This is a genomic window from Actinomyces sp. oral taxon 849 str. F0330, from assembly GCF_000239715.1.
Taxonomy (GTDB): Bacteria; Actinomycetota; Actinomycetes; order Actinomycetales; family Actinomycetaceae; genus Actinomyces; species Actinomyces johnsonii.
On sequence record NZ_JH470352.1, the window covers coordinates 262,801 to 279,883 of the forward strand.

Annotated in this window: 13 protein-coding genes and 2 rRNA genes; 4 read left to right on the plus strand and 11 right to left on the minus strand. The window is 65.1% G+C overall.

The features are described 5' to 3' along the window. A partial coding sequence (locus HMPREF0975_RS16660; protein ID WP_232212490.1) for a hypothetical protein occupies positions 1–210 on the plus strand: 210 nt, incomplete at its 5' end. A 268-nt stretch (positions 211–478) separates the two neighbouring features. Here the strand turns inward: HMPREF0975_RS16660 and HMPREF0975_RS08580 are convergent. The 5 genes from HMPREF0975_RS08580 to HMPREF0975_RS08600 form a co-directional block, all read right to left on the minus strand. Next, complete coding sequence (locus HMPREF0975_RS08580; RefSeq protein WP_009233750.1) at positions 479–2,890, minus strand: hypothetical protein; 2,412 nt, start codon at positions 2,888–2,890, stop codon at positions 479–481. A 981-nt stretch (positions 2,891–3,871) separates the two neighbouring features. Beyond that, positions 3,872–4,264: a glycerol-3-phosphate cytidylyltransferase gene (gene tagD, locus HMPREF0975_RS08590; protein ID WP_009233752.1), complete on the minus strand. Its 393-nt coding sequence runs from the start codon at positions 4,262–4,264 to the stop codon at positions 3,872–3,874. Between the two features lie 209 nt (positions 4,265–4,473). Further along, positions 4,474–4,647 carry a hypothetical protein gene (locus HMPREF0975_RS15580; protein WP_009233753.1) on the minus strand — a complete coding sequence of 58 codons (174 nt, stop codon included), beginning with the start codon at positions 4,645–4,647 and terminating at the stop codon, positions 4,474–4,476. A 371-nt stretch (positions 4,648–5,018) separates the two neighbouring features. Continuing rightward, entirely contained in the window at positions 5,019–6,203 is a 1,185-nt protein-coding gene (locus HMPREF0975_RS08595) for a branched-chain amino acid aminotransferase (RefSeq protein WP_009233754.1), read from the minus strand. 185 nt (positions 6,204–6,388) lie between these two features. Next, positions 6,389–7,447 (minus strand): 3-isopropylmalate dehydrogenase, encoded by a 1,059-nt coding sequence (locus HMPREF0975_RS08600; RefSeq protein ID WP_009233755.1) that lies wholly within the window; start codon positions 7,445–7,447, stop codon positions 6,389–6,391. A gap of 130 nt (positions 7,448–7,577) precedes the next feature. On the opposite strand from HMPREF0975_RS08600, the gene HMPREF0975_RS08605 reads away from it, so the two are divergent. Both HMPREF0975_RS08605 and HMPREF0975_RS08610 read left to right on the plus strand, forming a co-directional pair. Beyond that, positions 7,578–8,198 carry a TetR/AcrR family transcriptional regulator gene (locus HMPREF0975_RS08605; RefSeq protein WP_009233756.1) on the plus strand — a complete coding sequence of 207 codons (621 nt, stop codon included), beginning with the start codon at positions 7,578–7,580 and terminating at the stop codon, positions 8,196–8,198. Next, positions 8,195–9,445 (plus strand): MFS transporter, encoded by a 1,251-nt coding sequence (locus HMPREF0975_RS08610; RefSeq protein ID WP_009233757.1) that lies wholly within the window; start codon positions 8,195–8,197, stop codon positions 9,443–9,445. The genes HMPREF0975_RS08605 and HMPREF0975_RS08610 overlap by 4 nt, the downstream gene beginning before the upstream one ends. 89 nt (positions 9,446–9,534) lie before the next feature. On the opposite strand, the gene ilvC is transcribed toward HMPREF0975_RS08610, so the two are convergent. From ilvC to HMPREF0975_RS08625, 3 genes are read right to left on the minus strand one after another with little or no spacing between them, the layout of a single operon-like run. Continuing rightward, a complete protein-coding gene (ilvC, locus tag HMPREF0975_RS08615) occupies positions 9,535–10,566 on the minus strand; it encodes a ketol-acid reductoisomerase (protein ID WP_009233758.1) in 1,032 nt (343 codons plus the stop codon). Between the two features lie 9 nt (positions 10,567–10,575). After that, the gene (gene ilvN, locus HMPREF0975_RS08620) at positions 10,576–11,088 is read right to left on the minus strand and encodes an acetolactate synthase small subunit (RefSeq protein ID WP_003784785.1); all 513 of its coding nucleotides are present in this window, start codon (positions 11,086–11,088) and stop codon (positions 10,576–10,578) included. Between the two features lie 5 nt (positions 11,089–11,093). Further along, positions 11,094–12,878, minus strand: coding sequence for an acetolactate synthase large subunit (locus HMPREF0975_RS08625; protein ID WP_009233759.1), 1,785 nt, complete (start codon positions 12,876–12,878; stop codon positions 11,094–11,096). Between the two features lie 354 nt (positions 12,879–13,232). Here HMPREF0975_RS08625 and HMPREF0975_RS08630 point away from each other — a divergent pair, with 354 nt between their 5' ends. Next, positions 13,233–14,951 carry an aspartate:alanine exchanger family transporter gene (locus HMPREF0975_RS08630; protein ID WP_232212493.1) on the plus strand — a complete coding sequence of 573 codons (1,719 nt, stop codon included), beginning with the start codon at positions 13,233–13,235 and terminating at the stop codon, positions 14,949–14,951. A gap of 96 nt (positions 14,952–15,047) precedes the next feature. Here HMPREF0975_RS08630 and HMPREF0975_RS08635 read toward each other — a convergent pair whose 3' ends face one another. The 3 genes from HMPREF0975_RS08635 to HMPREF0975_RS16175 form a co-directional block, all read right to left on the minus strand. Further along, positions 15,048–16,427: a threonine/serine ThrE exporter family protein gene (locus HMPREF0975_RS08635; protein WP_009233761.1), complete on the minus strand. Its 1,380-nt coding sequence runs from the start codon at positions 16,425–16,427 to the stop codon at positions 15,048–15,050. 227 nt (positions 16,428–16,654) lie between these two features. Continuing rightward, positions 16,655–16,772: ribosomal RNA gene (gene rrf, locus HMPREF0975_RS08640) — 5S ribosomal RNA — on the minus strand. 200 nt (positions 16,773–16,972) lie between these two features. Then, positions 16,973–17,083, minus strand: a 23S ribosomal RNA gene (locus tag HMPREF0975_RS16175); the annotation flags it as partial.

A 17,083-nucleotide genomic window follows, 5' to 3' on the forward strand; every position in this document is an offset into this window, starting at 1 on the left:
CTCAGCCCTCCCGTGTCGACCGTGGCCGTCTCGGCAACAGGGGAACCCGGGGAGCGTCGCCTCCGGAGTAGCGTTGCCCGCCGTGATTCCAGTGGGGAGCCGGCCGATATCGTTCGCGGCACAGCGCGCAGGCTCGGCCTGCGCACCGGCGAACTCGCCGGTGCAGAGCTCCACGACCTCGCCGTCGCGCACCATGGCGACCTCCAGTAGGTCCGTCCGTAGCGGGATGCTGGCCCGCCCCCTGACACCGAGGTGCTTCCACGGGCTGCGGAGGATCCAGGCGACGTAGCGCCCCACCCCTGACTAAGCGGCCCGAACCGCGGAATCACCGGAGGCCCGCTTGTCATGGCGGCAGACGGCACCGGGCGCATCGACGATCCGGCCGGCGGAAGGAATGGATTCGGACGGTTCCGTCCCAGAACCGGAAGTCGAGCGGGTGCGGAGCTCGTTTCCCGTGGTGGACGGGGGCGAGCGCGTATCAAATCGTGTTGCGACGGAGCTGCTTGGTGAGACGAGCACAGGCTCCGGCGTCGAGCAGGATGAGGTCCTCGGGGGCGAGGACCTGTCCGGATACGACATCGTCCACCGCCTGGTACACCTGCGCGGAGGTGTCAACGCCGATGGCGCCGATGGCTTCGTGACGGGCTCGGTAGTGGTCCGTGTCCGGTCGGCCGCGGGGGTCCCAGACGATACCGACGCAGCCGGTGACCATGCCCTCGTCGAGGACGGAGGACCGGTCGGAGACAACTGCCCACGAGCGGGCGAGCTGGTCAGGAAGTCCTCGTCCAGTGACCGCCGGGATGCCCAGGGCCTTGAACCATTCAGGAGCGCTCAGCGCGAGCTTGGGGTGGGCGAAGAGGACGGCACGGTGTCCTGTACGAGTCAGACCTGCGGCCAGCTCAAGCCAGGGCCGGTAGAGATCGTTGAGAAGCCCGACGGCGCCAGGATCGGTCTCCAGAGCATGTGCGACCTCCGGGTCCCAGGTGGGGGCCAGCAGGATGCGGTCCCGCTTCTGTCCCAGCAGGCTGTAAAGGTGGTCATGGCGGGGAAATCCAGTGCGCCAGACCTCTCGGTCGGTGAGCGTGTAGGAGGTGTGGTCCGCGGTAAGACCCGTCTGCTCGGGTGTGGTGGCGCATACGACGACGTCCAGGCGGATACTGTTGAACCAGCGCCACATGTCGCGCATGGTCATGCCGTGCTGGAGGAAGACGACGCGCTGATCGGAGCCCGTGCCCGAGCCGGTGGTGAGCCGGTGTTCGATGAGGGGGTCGCCGATATCTGACAGGAGGATGGTCTCGGCGCCGGTCCAGGCGGCGTCGAAGCCCGGACCGGTGGGGTCGATGAGGACGAAGCCGTCCTGCGCGAGCCGGTCCCAGTCCGGGCAGGTGCGTTCGATGACGAAGATGTGACGGACGCTGGGGGCGTGGGTACGGGCATGGCGGTACAGCGGCTCGGCGTTGTCACCGGCGCTGTCGTGGCGGTCCATGTATAGCCAGGTTCGGGGCCAGTCGGTCGGGGACGAGGCCGTGTACGGGGAGGGTGCCGCGGACGAGACCGAGGAAGACGCTGAGGACGACGGTGGCGAGGGCGCCGTCGAGGCCGATGACGCAGCGGTCTGCCGTCCCCGGTCCTCCGTGGTGCCGCGGCTGAACATCCTGGCCAGACGCCGGCGCAGTCCGGGCGATGATGAGTTGCGCCTGCGCTGACCGGGCACAGTCTCGGGGGGCTTGAGGTCGCCCTGGTAGGGGGCGACGGGAAGTTCCTGACCATTGATGACGGCGGAGATCTTTCCCTTGGGCAGCCAGACGATGCGCTCGTGGAGCACCACCTCGTCGAAGTATCGGTGGTCGACCGTCTTGGCGCTGGTGGGACTGACCCAGGCGCTGTTAACCCTCCACTGCTCCGTCGGCTTGGCACCGGTGTAGAAGTAGGTGGCCTTCTGGTCGCTGCGGAATCTGCGGCTCGGAGGAAGGACCGGAGCAGGCATGGGGCCCCCGGCCATGGCCGCCAACGCGGTACGGCGCCCCACGGCCAGTGGCGTGGAGCAGTACGCCTCGATCTGGGCGGCGGGAACGCGTTGGGCGACGGCACGCAGAAGCCGGGCCACCTCGGTGCGCTCAGCGGCCGTAAGCCCGGCTGAGGGGTAGCGCAGCCCCCGGTCGGCCTCGGCGACCTGGATGAGGCGATGGATGACGAGCTGGTGGACCCAAGCGGGGAGAGGGTCGTCGGCCTGAAGCCATGTCGGGAGGATCGTGCCCAGCAGGTGGCGGTAATGGTCGGCCTCGCCCCAGGCACCGGGGGGAGGCGAGGCATGGCGGATGACAGCAGGGCCGTCGTGGAGGCCGAGGCGGTTGCCGTTGGCCGCAATATGGGCGATGAGCCCGCTCAGGCCAGCATTCTCGTTATCACCGCCGGAACCATCGGCGTCGTCGACATTGCGAAGAGGGCCCGTACTGCCCCAGTCCGGCAGACCTCGCCGGGGAACGGTGAGCACGACACCGCTGATGGTATCGGGAAAGATGTAAGGCTCGGCGGTCAAGTCCACAATGCGACTGCCGTGGTTGAAACGCCACTGAAGACGGTCATCCCGGGTGCCGTCGGGGCGGATCACCGCTGACGGCGTCAAGAGGGGCCCGACGGCGTCGCTCGATCCGCGCTGGGCCAAAGAGGTGAGGTAGCCCGGCTCAACCCTGTCACCGGCCTTCAGGAACAGGATCCGGCTTCCGGCGGGCAGCGGTCTGAGGGCCTGGGCCACGACTGTCGGATCGGGGCAGCCGATGGGAGCGATCCCGGTTTCGGGAAGGTCCCGCTGAAGAGAGTCGAGCGTGTCTTGACCACCTGCGGAACCGATGATGATGACGTGCATGGTCTCGGTGCTGCGGGTGTTCATGAGGTGGGCATCTCCATTTCGTGGGGCGGTCCCCAATGACCAATGGTGGACGTCATAAGCAGCTCCATGGTGGAGATATCCCAGGTGTGTCCGAAAGTCGCTCCGCGGCGCTGGACATACCCGAACCGGGAGGCCGAATAAATACGGACCCCAGCACCTACGCACTCGTTAAGGAAACCGACGCCCTCCCCGAGGGTCTTCTCGGGAAAACTGACGTCGCACGCCAGATCTGTACGGGCCACCAGCGTAAACCCGGAGACGGAGGCCGTATAGCGGTGTCCCCAGTCGGCGAAGCACAGCACCAGCAGATCCGGGCCTCTCAGGTGCAGGTAGTGGGAGCGCTTGCCGACGACCTCGGCGCAGGCGTACTCGGCTACGGCGAGGGACTCGACGAGGCAGGGTCGCCACGGAGGCCGTCACCGATTCTGGCGATGCAGTCGGCCTCCACACGGGTGAGCACAAGGTTGTAGCAGCTCCCAGAGGGTTACTGGTCTTCGCCTCACCCCAGTCCTCAAGGCCCAGCTCGCGTGCACGAATCTGCTGCCTGCGTGCGGGCTGAAGCTATGGATGGATGACCGGCGCCATCGTAGCCCGCTGCCGGCAGGGAACGTGTGCGGCGCCGAGTACGGGCAGGCCCGCTCCGAGCGCAGGGGTCGGCAACGGCCGCCGCCACCAGGCCCCGGCACCCGGTGAGGCACGATCGACGTGGCTGTCCTCAAGCTGCGGACCGGCTCGTACTTCCCCGACCACCACTCCAACATCCGTCTGGTCGGCACCGTCCCGACCGAACAGACCGACGAGCGGACCGAAGTGAAGGCCGCCGTTACCTCAGCCTGGAGACCCTCAAACAGTGCGGTCGATGCTTCTGAGGACAGCGTCCTCGGCACCCATAACTGTCTTCATTCTCGTGTAGATTTCGCTCTGCATCGGCTCGTATTGCCGTTTCGGGCTCTGCACTTTCCCACATCAAGATGTCTCTGCTCAGCGCAGACGCATATCGTTCTTGATCCGATTCGTCGATACTTCAGGGGTACGAGGAAAATAGACGATCTCACACAGCCCCTTGAGCTGTTCGTCGAACTCTCCGCTCCAGTCGTCACCCATGACGAAAACATCAATATCGTATTTGAAAATGTCCTCGATCTTCTGCCCCCAGGTCAGCTCTGGAACCACGAGGTCCACGTATCGAATGGCCTCGAGCATCGCCTTTCGCTCCTCGTATGAGAAGTAGGCTCGTTTCCCTTTTCCAGCGTTGAACTCATCACTGGAGAGCGCCACCACTAGAAAGTCACCCAGCGCTCGTGCGCGCTTCAGCAGTGCAATATGACCGTAGTGGAGCAGGTCATAAGTGCCGTAAGTGATCACACGTTTCATCGAGTTACTTCCTGGTCGGGCGTTCGAGGGCCACCCATATGATGGCGCACAGGACAAACCACCATGAGTATTATCTGGTCGCAAGCCAGCATCGAAGACGTCACAGAACCGATGCAATAATGATATATGGCTGAAATACGCTGAGCCTCCATAGCCGATCCGCCACAGTCTCATCAGTTCGAATACCACGCACCCTCATCATATTCTTCTTAGAGGTTCTTTTTCAGGACGCGGATACCATTCATGGGGTGCCGCCTCCGGCTATCCGCAGAGCGTCCCGCGCCTGCGGTCGGTGCGGTCATGAACTCGATGCCGGTGCCCTTCAGGCGACGCCCCCTCAGGGCCAGGGACTGCATCTGGTCGATGGTGAAGGACTCATCCATGGCGGCCGTCCGGGTTGCGGCCTTGAGGAAGGAGTAGACGGCGTTGGTCTTTCCCTGACCGGCGGATACCGGTTGTTCGGGAGTACGCGTGGCGATTCCTGAAAAGGGCGATTCTCCAACCTCGATCGGGATGTTGTCTGGAAATCCTCGACGTCGATTCGGCGTCGGAAGAGTCGATCTCGACGTCGCTGACAGCGCTATCGAGCACTACCGGAACCGTTCTCGTTTGCCGAGGTGATTTTTGGTGTCAGACAGGGGGATCTGCGCCATGGGCGCATATCGCACCACATATTTTTAAGGAATGAGACCGCATCCCCCATTCACGTCCGGATACCCATCATGAATGAACGGAAGAATGATATCCGGTTATTCTATGAACGGGGTGGTACAAGCTGATACATCCATCCGTAGGGATCCTCAGCGCGGCCGGACTGGATGGAGGTGAGTCGGTCGTGAACCTGCCGGGTGACCTCATTGCCCTCGATTCGAGCGTCGAAGCCCTTCCCCTTGAGATGCCCCAGGGGTACGACGACAGCAGCGGTGCCGCAGGCGAAGACCTCCCTGACCCGACCTGATTCGATGTCCGCCAGCAGCCCCTCCAGGCTGATAGTGTCCTCGACGACTCTCCGGCCGGAGTCTTGCAGCATGCGGATGATGGCACTGCGGGTGGATCCCTCGAGAATGGTCCCGGTCAGGCGCGGAGTTCGCACGGTACCGTCGGCGTCGACGACCATGATGTTCATGCCGCCGAGCTCCTCGAGGTTCTTCTGGGAGACGTCGTCGAGGAAGCAGACTTGGTCGCAGCCCTGGGCATAGGCCTCCTGCTGTGGGAGCAGGGAGGAGGCGTAATTGCCTCCCGTCTTCGCCGCGCCCGTTCCTCCGCGCCCGGCGCGGTGGTACTCGGTAGTCACCCAGATGGAGATGGGTTCGAGCCCATGGGTGAAGTAGGAGCCCGAGGGGGAGGCGATGACGTAGTAGTCAACCACCTTGGAGGGGCGTACGCCGAGGAACGCCTCGGAGGCGAAGGCGAAAGGACGCAGGTAGAGGGACTCGCCCTCGCCCGAGGGCACCCAGGCGACGTCGGCCCGCACCAAGTCCACCAGGGAGGCCACGAAGTCCTCCTCAGCCAGCTCGGGCAGGGCCAGGCGCCGAGCGGAGGCGTTGAGCCTGGCCGCGTTGTAGCGGGGGCGGAAGGTCCACACCGAGCCGTCATCGTGCCGGTAGGCCTTGATCCCCTCGAAGATCTCCTGTCCGTAGTGGAGCACGGCGGTGGCCGGGGACAGACTGAGGTTGCCGTAGGGGATGACGCCGTAGTCGCCCCAGCCCTCACCCTGCCTCCAGCGGGCGTGGGCCATGTGATCGGTGAAGCGGTCGCCGAAGTGGAGCCCCGCCAGGACCGCCTGACGCTCGTCCTCGGCTACGGGCGACGGGTTGGCGGTCAGGGGGAAGCGACCGGCGATCGCATCGGCCTCGGGCACGGGAACCTCGGCGGCGCGCGCCAAGGCGGTGGATGTGGTGGATGCGGAGTCGGTTGAGGCGGCATCTGTCTCAGGCATGCGTCCACCCTACCGCCGAGGCCACAACTCGGACACAACGTTCTCACATCCCGGCTCACAGGCGGGCCATCGGCTAGATTCCGGCCAGATTTACCACTTCCGGCAACTCGCGAGTCCTCATCGGGCCATCCGGTGACGCTTTTCGGCGACGAAGACGGCCTGAGCGCCTCAATGCGGCGATGCGTTCACCCCTGGGCCACCTGGGCCACGGCGGAGGCGATGGCGTCACCGATCTGACTGGTCGTACGGTCGGCGCCATCACCACGCGCGGCCATGTCGGCCTTGACGCCGGCCTCGACCCGCGCGGCCACCTCGACCAACCCCAGGTGGTCGAGCATGAGGGCGACGGCGCTGATCGTGGCGGTCGGGTCGGCCTTGCCCTGCCCGGCGATGTCGGGGGCCGAGCCGTGCACGGGCTCGAACATGGAGGGGAAGGCCCTCTCGGGGTTGATGTTGCCCGAGGCCGACAGACCGATTCCGCCGGTGATGGCGCCGGCCTCGTCGGTGAGGATGTCGCCGAAGAGGTTGTCGGTGACGATGACGTCGAAACGACCGGGGTCGGTCACCATGTAGATGGTGGCGGCGTCCACGTGGCAGTAGTCGACGACGACCTCGGGGTACTCGGCACCGACAGCCTCGACGATACGGCGCCACAGGCCACCGGCGTGGACGAGCACATTGTGCTTGTGGACGAGCGTGAGGTGCTTGGCTGCCCTGGCCTGAGCCTTGGCGAAGGCGTAGCGGACCAGGCGCTCGACCCCGTAGGCCGTGTTGACACTGACCTCGGTGGCGATCTCGTGCGCCGTGCCCTGCCGTACGACTCCCCCGTTCCCGCAGTAGAGACCCTCGGTCCCCTCACGCACCACAACGAAGTCGATATCGCCGGGATCGGCCAGCGGCGTTGGCACCCCCGGGTAGTAGACCGAGGGACGCAGGTTGACGTAGTGGTCCAGAGCGAAGCGCAGGCGCAGGAGCAGTCCGCGCTCGAGAACACCGGAGGGGACGGACGGGTCGCCGACGGCGCCCAGCAGGATGGCGTCGTGCCCCGTGATGGCCTCAAGGTCCTCATCGGTGAGGGTCTGCCCGGTCCGGTGCCATCGCTCCGCTCCCAGATCGAAAGTGGCCGGCAGGACCGTGATTCCGGTCCCCTCCAGTGCTCGGTCGAGAACCTTGAGCCCCTCGGGGACGACCTCCTTGCCAATGCCGTCGCCCGGAATTACTGCCAGCTTAATGGTCTGCGTCATGAGGTCACCTTAGGACACGGTCACGATGCGAGACAGGAAGTCCACATAATGGGAGCGTGTCGTATTCGCATTTCGACCGACGGTCGGTTAGTCTTATGCTCGATTGCACGCTCTAAGGAACGGAGGAGACATGACGCGCACCCACCGTCCTGCCGCGCAGCGTCGTGAGGAGATTCTCGACGCCGCGCACGCCCTTTTCACCACCAAGGGCTTTCAGCCCACCACCATGGAGGACATCCTGAAGGTCGTGGGCATCGCCAAGGGAACGCTTTACTACCACTTCCCCAGTAAGGAGCAGATCCTCAGGGCTCTTGTCCTGCGCATCGTCGGCCAGGTAGAGCAGCGTGCCCGCGAGGTCGCCGATTCGTCGGCTCCGGCGGTGGACAAGCTCGTGACGATCATGGCGGCAATGCGGGTCGAGGCCGCTCAGACCGAGCTCGTCGAGCAGTTCCACGCCCCCGGCAACGCCGAGTTCCATTTGCTGTCCATCACGGCGATGATCGAGCACCTGACGCCGGTCCTCGCCGACGTTGTCGCACAGGGGGTGAACGAGGGAATCTTCACCACGGACAGGCCCCACGACGCCGTCGAACTGCTTCTGAGCGCTTCCGGAATCCTCCTGGACCACGAGATCATGGAGCCCAGCCCGGATGAGCTCGCCCGCCGCCGCGAGAGCCTCATCTGGGCGAGTGAGACACTCCTGGGAGCCCGCCCTGGGAGTCTGTCCGCCCTCGTGGAGGTCGACTCATGAAACGTGTCGGCCTGCTCGTTCTGGGCTCGTTCATCAACTCGCTGGGAACGGGGCTGAGCGCCTTCGGACTTGCCGTCGTCATGCTGCGCGCCTATGGAACGGCCTCCTCGGTGTCAGCCATCCAGATGAGTGCCTTCGCCCCCATCGTCCTCCTGGCCCCCTTGGCCGGGGTCCTTGCCGACCGCTACGACCGCCGCCTGATGATGATCATTGGAGATGCCGGTTCAGTGCTCGGGCTGGGCATCATCCTCGCGGCCCTGTCCTCGCCCCGCCCCTCCCTGGCCTGGGTCTGTACGGGAGCCATCCTCTCCTCCTGCCTGGCCGCGCTCACCGAGCCCGCGCTGCGGGCCAGCGTCACCGACCTGGTGACCGAGGAGGACTACGTGCGCGCCTCCGGCCTCCTCCAACTCGCCTCTGCGGCCAAGTACCTCCTGGCCCCTGCCGCGGCGGGGTTCCTCATGCCCGTCGTCGGAGTGAGGGGGCTCGTCCTGCTTGACGCCAGTACCTGTCTGGTCACCGTGGTCTGCACAATGACAGTGCGCCGCGCCCTGGCTGCAGATGCGCCGCAGCGCGCAGCGACCCAGCCCGGTGACGACCACGGCTTCCTGGCAGGGTGGCGGGCTATCACCTCCTCACCTGGGCTGCGGCTCCTTGTCATCCTCATGACCCTGGCTACCCTCGCGATCGGGGTCATCCAGGTCCTCATCAAGCCGATCCTCCTACCCACCGTAAGCACGTCCGAGATGGGCGTCATCGAGACCGTCGCCGCCATCGGCATGCTCGTGGGAGCGACACTGGTCACCGCCTGGAAGAGCGCGCAGCCGACGACGCTGCTGACCGCGGGCCTGGCCGCGACCGGCATCGCGATGATCCTGGTGCCCCTGGGGCCGGGCGCCTGGTGGGTGGCCGCCTGCGGCTTCCTCACCTTCGCAAGCCTGCCCCTGTCCCAAGCTGGAGCGGAGGTTCTGGTGCGCACCCGGGTCGACAACGCCCAGCAGGCGCGGACCTGGGGAACCATCAGTCTGGTGACCCAGATGGGCTACCTGGTGGCCTACCTCTGCTCGGGGGTACTGGTCGACCGGGTCCTTCAGCCCCTGCTGGAGCCGGGGCAGGCGCTGTCCGCCAGTGTCGGAACGGTTGTCGGCAGCGGGCCGGGACGCGGTGCCGCACTGCTCGTCGGCATCATGGGTCTGGGCATGGTCCTCGTGGCCCTCGGCGTCCACACCCGGCGCCGACAGCTCACCTGAATCTCCACCGCGACAGCTGCGACAATGCGGCGGTGCCCCCGGACGACCTGAGCCGTCGGGGGCACCGCCGTAGGCGGTCTCCGAGGTCCTCAGCGGGCCACGGAGCCCTCCGTGTAGTCCTTATCGACGTCGGCGCGCCAGGCGAACATGGAACGCACCTCGCGGCCGGTGGTCTCGATGGGGTGCGCCTCGCCCTCGGCGCGGAGCTTCTTGAACTCCGGGGCACCAGCGGCCTGGTCGTCCATGAAGCGCTTGGCGAAGGTCCCGTCCTGGATGTCGGCCAGGACCCCCTTCATGTGCTCCTTGACGTCGGGGGTGATGACGCGCGGACCGGAGACGTAGTCTCCGTACTCGGCGGTGTCGGAGCAGGACCAGCGCTGCTTGGAGATGCCGCCCTCATTGATGAGGTCGACGATGAGCTTCATCTCGTGGCAGACCTCGAAGTAGGCCATCTCGGGCTGGTAGCCGGCCTCGACCAGGGTCTCGAAGCCGTACTGGATGAGCTTGGAGACGCCACCGCACAGGACGGTCTGCTCACCGAAGAGGTCGGTCTCGGTCTCCTCGCGGAAGGTGGTCTTGATGGCGCCGGCGCGCGTGCCGCCAATGGCCTTGGCGTAGGACAGCACGAGATCCCAGGCGGTGCCAGTGGCGTCCTGCTCCACGCAGACGAGCACGGGCACACCCCGGCCGGCCTCGAACTCACGGCGCACGGTGTGGCCGGGGCCTTTGGGGGCCACCATGACGACGTCAATGTCCGCGGCCGGCTTGATGTAGTCGAAGTGGATGTTGAAGCCGTGGGAGAACAGCAGGGCGGAGCCGGCCTTGATATTCGGCTCAATCTCCTCGCGGTAGAGGGCGGCCTGCACCTGGTCAGGGGCCAGGACGGTGATGACGTCGGCCCAGGCGACCGCCTCGGCGATCGGCTTGACGGGAAGGCCCGCCTCCTCAGCCTTGGCCGCGGAGGAGGAGCCCTCGCGCAGGCCGACGACGACCTCCACACCGGAGTCGCGCAGGTTCAGAGCGTGAGCGTGCCCCTGGGAACCGTAGCCGATGACGGCGACCTTCTTGGACTGGATGACGGACAGGTCGGCGTCGTCGTCGTAGAACTTCTCAGCTGCCATGATTGCTTCTCACTTCTCCTTGAGTTGATCGGTGATGGATCGTGGGCCGCGCGTGATCGCCACGGCACCGGACTGGACAATCTCTTTGACGCCGTACGGCTGGAGAGCCGTCAGCAGAGCCTTGACCTTGGATTCTGAGCCGATGGTCTCGATAACCACCGACGTGGGGGCGACGTCGACGACATGGGCGCGGAACAGGTCGACGACCTGGAGCACCGCAGTGCGGTTGGCGTCATCCGCGTGCACCTTGATGAGGTAGAGCTCGCGCTCGACGGAGGTGTCGGGATCCAGCTCGACGATCTTAAGGACGTTGACCAGTTTGTTGAGCTGTTTGGTGACCTGTTCCATAGCCAGCCCCTCGGCATCGGCGATCACCGTGATGCGCGAGATGTCCTCGTGCTCGGTGGGACCGACAGCCAAGGAATGGATGTTGAAGCCCCGACGCGTGAACAGCGCTGACACCCGGGTCAGGACACCGGGCTTGTTCTCCACCAGGACGGACAGCGTGTGCTTCTCGCTCACGGCGTTCACTCCTCTTCCCACACCGGGCTCATGCCACGGGCGTGCTGGATCTCGTCATTGGAAACCCCAGCGGCGACCATGGGCCACACCTGGGCGTCCGCGGAGACGATGAAGTCGACGACGACGGGGCGGTCGTTGATGGCATTGGCCTGGGCGATGACGTCGTCCAGGTCCTCTAGGCGCTCGCATCGCAGCCCCACGGCCCCGTAGGCCTCGGCCATCTTGACGAAGTCGGGGACCCGCGCCGTTCCGGCCCCGGTATGCAGGTCGGTGTTGGAGTAGCGCTGCCCGTAGAACAGGGTCTGCCACTGCCGCACCATTCCCAACGAGGAGTTGTTGATGACAGCGACCTTGATGGGGATGTTGTTGAGGGTGCAGGTGGCCAGCTCCTGGTTGGTCATCTGGAAGCAGCCGTCTCCGTCGATGAGCCACACCGGATGGTCGGGACAGGCCTCCTTGGCGCCCATGGCGGCGGGCAGGCCGTAGCCCATGGTCCCGGCGCCTGCGGAGGTGAGCCAGGAGTGGGGGCGGCGGAAGGTGAGGTAGTGCGCCGACCACATCTGATGCTGCCCCACTCCGGTGACCCAGATGGTGTCCTCTGCGGCGGCCCGGTTCAGGTGGGTGATGACCTCCTGAGGCTGAAGCAGTCCATCGTCGGTGTCGGTCCAGTCCGTGGGGTAAGTGGCCTGGATGCGCTTGACCTCGCGCCGCCACGGGGCGATATCCACCCGCCCCTCGGCGGAGACGTGGTCGCGGAACTCGGTGCTCAGAGCGGGGACGACGTCGGTCAGATCACCGACAATCGGGACGTCGGCGGTACGGATCTTGGAGATCTCAGCCGGGTCGATATCGACGTGGATGACCGAGGCCCTCGTGGCGAAGGTGTCCGGTCTACCGGTGACCCGGTCGTCGAAACGGGCCCCCAGGCAGACGATGACGTCTGCCCGCTGAAGGGCTCCGACGGCGGCGACGGTACCGTGCATTCCGGGCATCCGCAGGTTGAGCGGGTGCTCACTGGGCATGACGTCCAGCGCGGTGAGCGTGGTGACGAATGGCGCTCCAATGAGCTCGATGAGCTCCGTCAGGTCGTTGGAGGGCACCTGCGCACGGTTCAGGCCACCGCCGAGGTAGAGGACGGGGCGGTCGGCAGCGGCGATCACCTCGGCGGCCTGAGCCAGACGCCGCTGGTTGGGCTTGCCGGGCAGACGATAGCCGGGCAGGTCCCGGGTCGGGGGCCACACGAATTCAGTGGCCCCCTCCTGGGCGTCCTTGGAGATATCGATGAGGACGGGTCCAGGGCGTCCAGTTGAGGCGATGTGGAATGCCTCAGCCACACGCGGAACGATGTCCTCGGGACGGGTAATGAGGAAGGAATGCTTGACGAAGGGCATCGTGGCGCCGACGATGTCGGCCTCTTGGAAGGCATCCGTCCCAATTCCACGACTTCCGACCTGGCCGGTGATGGCCAGTATCGGCACTGAGTCCATGTGCGCGTCAGCGATGGCCGTGATGAGGTTGGTTGCACCGGGGCCGGATGTCGCCACGCAGACTCCGGGACGGCCGGTGACCATGGCGTAGCCCTCGGCGGCGTGGCCGGCGCCCTGCTCGTGGCGCACCAGAACGTGCCGGATCCTCGTCGAGGCGAGCAGTGGGTCATAGAAGGGCAGAATGGCACCGCCCGGCATCCCGAAGATGTCAGTGACACCAAGCTCTTCCAATGCGCGCACCAGAGCCTGGGCGCCTGTCATGACCTGTTGGCCCTGACGTGCGGGAGCGTCGTCGCGGATCATCGCTCGCTCTCCTTCTCCGTGCTTACCGTCCGGCGACCTGCCGGATAATGAACGTTAGATCAGTGTTCACAGAGAGTCATATCGAGACACCTGTTGTCTCGCATCGTGGAATCACGGACGCGGGTCGCCCAAGGAGAGCCCCGTCCCTCACTGCTTCTGTCGGGATTCTTTCCGGCCGACGAGTCCCGGACCTTGGTACACCATGAGCCCCGTCAGAGATGACACAATAACCCTGTTACTCATGACAAACATCCGCCGCGTCACTTTCAGCGGCGAGACGGAAGGCGGCACAGCGACGTGGTCACCACTGTCCTGCACTATCTGTTAGACAACCCGGTTGTCATCGTGCTCCTCATGGTTGGTGCCGGGCTGCTGCTCTGGCGCGCCAGGCGCAGAAGCATACGCATCCCGGCGACGGTCCTCCTGGCCGCCAGCACGGCTCTCCTGGGCTGGAAGGTGGCGCACGCCAATATCCTGCACCACTTGTCCGAGAACGTAGTCCTCGTCTTGTTCCTCCTGGTCGGCACCGGGATGCTGCTGGGACACGTCAAGATCAAGGGTGTGAGCCTCGGGGCGGCGGCGGTCCTATTCTGCGGCATCGGGCTAGCGGCCTGGGGAGCGTCCTCCTCAACTCCCATCGAGGTCCCCAGGGAGCTGGGAACCCTCGGATTGGCGATCTTCACCTTCGCCATCGGCATCCAGTCCGGGCCGAACTTCTTCCACATCATTCGTACCGCCGGTGGTCCGTTGGCCATCCTCCTGGGCGTCCTTGGGGTCGCGGCGCTCGCAGCCGTGGGCGTGGGGCGGCTTCTCGGCCTCAAGGCGGCGATGATCGCGGGCGCGTTCGCCGGCGCTGTCACCAACACACCAGCTCTGGCGGCGGCCGGGAACGCCGCGGCCATGGCCGGGGACAAGGCCGGACCGGGAGACGCCACCGTGGCCTATGCCGTCACCTACCTCTACGGCGTCATCGGCATGCTGTTCTTCTGCCTGTTGGCGCTGCGCTACCGCCGCAGTGACAAGGACACGCCCTCCCCGCTCATCAACCGCACCATTCGGGTGGAGCGCGAGGACGGTCCGATTCTGGGCAACATTGTCGAGACCATCTCGGGACAGCTGAGATTCTCCCGTCTGCGTCGCGGAGAGGAGGGGCCCATCACCCGACCGACCAATGACGACCGCCTGTTCAAGGACGACCTCATCACCGTCGTCGGTACGCAAGAGGCCGTCAACCAGGCGATCAAAGCAGTGGGCCACGGTTCGTCACACTCCCTCATCGAGGACCGCAAGTACCTCGACTTCCGCCGCATCACGGTCTCGGATCCGAAGCTGGCCGGCCGCACCATCGGTGAGCTCGACATCGACAACCGTTTCGGGGCGACGATCTCACGTGTGCGCCGTGGCGACGTCGACATGGTGGGGACCCCGAATCTGGTGCTTCAGCAGGGTGACCGGGTTCGCGTAGTCGGCCCGACCGGTCGCATGAAGGAGATCTCGACCTATTTCGGCGACTCATCGCGCGGCTTGTCATCCATCAACCCGGTCGCCCTGGGGCTGGGCATGGCCCTGGGAATCTTCATCGGCGAGTGGAAGTTCCTCACTCCCACCGGCGCCACCTTCTCTATCGGGTCAGCCGCTGGCACGCTTCTCGTCGGGCTCATTTTCGGTCGTATCGGCCGCATCGGAAAGTTCGTGACCGCCATGCCGTTCACAGCAACGGCGGTGCTCTCGGAGTTCGGACTCCTGGTCTTCCTTGCACAAGCAGGCACCAAAGCGGGTGGAGAGATCGCACACGCATTCACCGGCGGCGACTGGTGGAGGATCTTCGTCACCGGTTTCGTCGTCACCACCATCGTGGGACTGGGGATCTACGCATCCATGCGATGGGTTGTCAGGATGGGGGGAACTCGTCTGTCGGGCCTCATCGGCGGCGTCCAGACCCAGCCGGCGATCCTGGCATTCGCCAACGAGCGCACCGGCGCCGACCCTCGGGTGGCATTGGGCTACGCGATGGTCTATCCCGTCGCAATGATCGTCAAGATCTTCATCGCTCAAATCCTCGGCGGGCTCTAGCCTCTTCACCTGACCCGCGCCTGTGCCCGCACGCAATGGTGCCCGCCGCTGTCATTCAGTGGCGGGCACCATCGTTTGCCCGGGTACGCGGCCCCGTTAGTCCTTCTTCTGCTCCCCGGTCGCCTTCGCGGTGTCTCGAGGAAGCGTGATGCGTTCGGAGGTGGCGACATCGTGGCGCCAGTTGTGGTCGGTGATGATGCGCGCCAGGGCGAGCCCGACACCAATCGCCGTGATGACGAAGAAGACCTCGGACAAGTTCGTCGCCGCTTCTCCCACGTCGACCCCTTTGTCGACCGACAGTGTATTGAGCGCGGAGATGGCGCGGTAGAACGGCACACCGGGGATCATGATGACGACAGCGGGGACGGAGAGCGCCACCCGGGAAAGGGAGGCACGAGATACGAAGAGTTGAGCCAGCAGTCCGATCGTGACTGCGGCCAGCCCCACGGCGAGCTGCCACGGCACATGGAAAACGTCGATGAGAAGGAGGCGCCCGGTATTGGCCAGTGCACCGACCACAGCCGCCAGGATGCTGGCCTTGGAACCGGCGTTGAACAGCATGGCAAAGCCGTAGGCTGCGATGAAGGAGCAGAAGCACCGCAGAATATAGAGCAACGGCCCGTCGAGCGAAGCGCCGCTGGCTGCCGCCACATCCCAGCGGAAGATGAAGGTGACGGTCCATACGGCCACGCCCGCAGCCGCCATCACCATGAGCACATAGGCGCTGCGCGATAACGCCGAGGAGAAGTCCTGCCGGAACAGATCCAGCATTGCCGTCACCATGGGAAAACCTGGAATGAGGAACAGAATCGCTGAGATGATGCCGCCCTGATGGTTGCCGGTGACCACGCCGGATGCATCAAGCGCGGTCACGATGCCCATATAGGTGCCGGAGGCGGCGACCCCACACACGAGCCAGGTGAAGAAGTGCTGATAGTGGCGCTCAAGCATCTGACGGCGGATGAACTGCCCCAGAAACGCGGCCACGAGGACCGTGAGGCACTCGACCCAGCCGCCCTTGTTGAGAAAGCAGAATCCTGCGCAGGCTACCCCGGAGGCGGCCGCGTTGGTGAAGGCGTTGTAACGAGCGTGCATCTTCTCGACCTGCGTCAGCTTGGCCTCAAGATGCTCAACAGTCTCATGCGGGCGCAGATCGTGAACGATCCTGCGCAGAGCCTCCAAACGGTCGACATTGACACCGACACGACGAACTTCACTGGCCTCGGTGCGGAACCGACTACCGACGTACGAGGAGGTGACGATCTCGGTCATCGTCACCGTGGCCTCGTGCCGGTCAAGACCGACCGCGGCGGCTGCTCTCGCCATTGAGGACTTGATGCGGTAGGAGCCGGCCCCCGCGGCGAGCATGAGACGCCCCAGGTGCAGGACGACGTCCGACTGCTGCATGAGCCGATCGGCGTCGAGGCTCGGCTCATGGCCGTGCGGGGAGGTGGGAGGGAAGTCAGTGTCAGTCACGAAGACAATGGTGCACTGTTCGACGCCCTCGTGTCAGATCATCCATGGACCCGGCACGGTGTTGGTGTGTTTTGGTGTTGGTGGTTTGTGTGGTGGGTGGGGAGGAGAGGGGGGTGGGTGGGGGTGGGTGGCCGCGTGGGTTTTTCGTGGGGGGCCTGGGGCTGGTGCTCAAAGGCAGTTGGCCCGGGACCGCTGGTTGGCGGTTCCGGGCCGACTGTGTGGTGTGTGCTCGGTGGTGTCCTACTCTCCCGCACCCTGGCGGGTGCAGTACCATCGGCGCTGTCAGGCTTAGCTTCCGGGTTCGGGATGGGTGCCGGGCGTTTCCCTGTCGCTGTGACCACCGAGACGATTGTATGGGCAGTGCGAGAATCACTCGATACTGATTCGGTTGTGTGGCTGCCGTCCCACGCGCGCGTCGTGTCGTATACGCGTCGCGTTGCGTGTTGGTTGGGTTGGTTGTGGACCGTATAGTGGACGCTCGCGTTTGTTCCTGCCCCCCCTCACTCTCTTACTGTGCCGCTTGCGCGGTGGTTGTGGTGGTGGGGGTTGTTGTTTGTGTTGGCCTATTAGTACCGGTCAGCTCCGAACCGTTACCGGTCTTCCACTTCCGGCCTATCAACCCAGTGGTCTGCTGGGGGCCTACCAAGACAGTAACT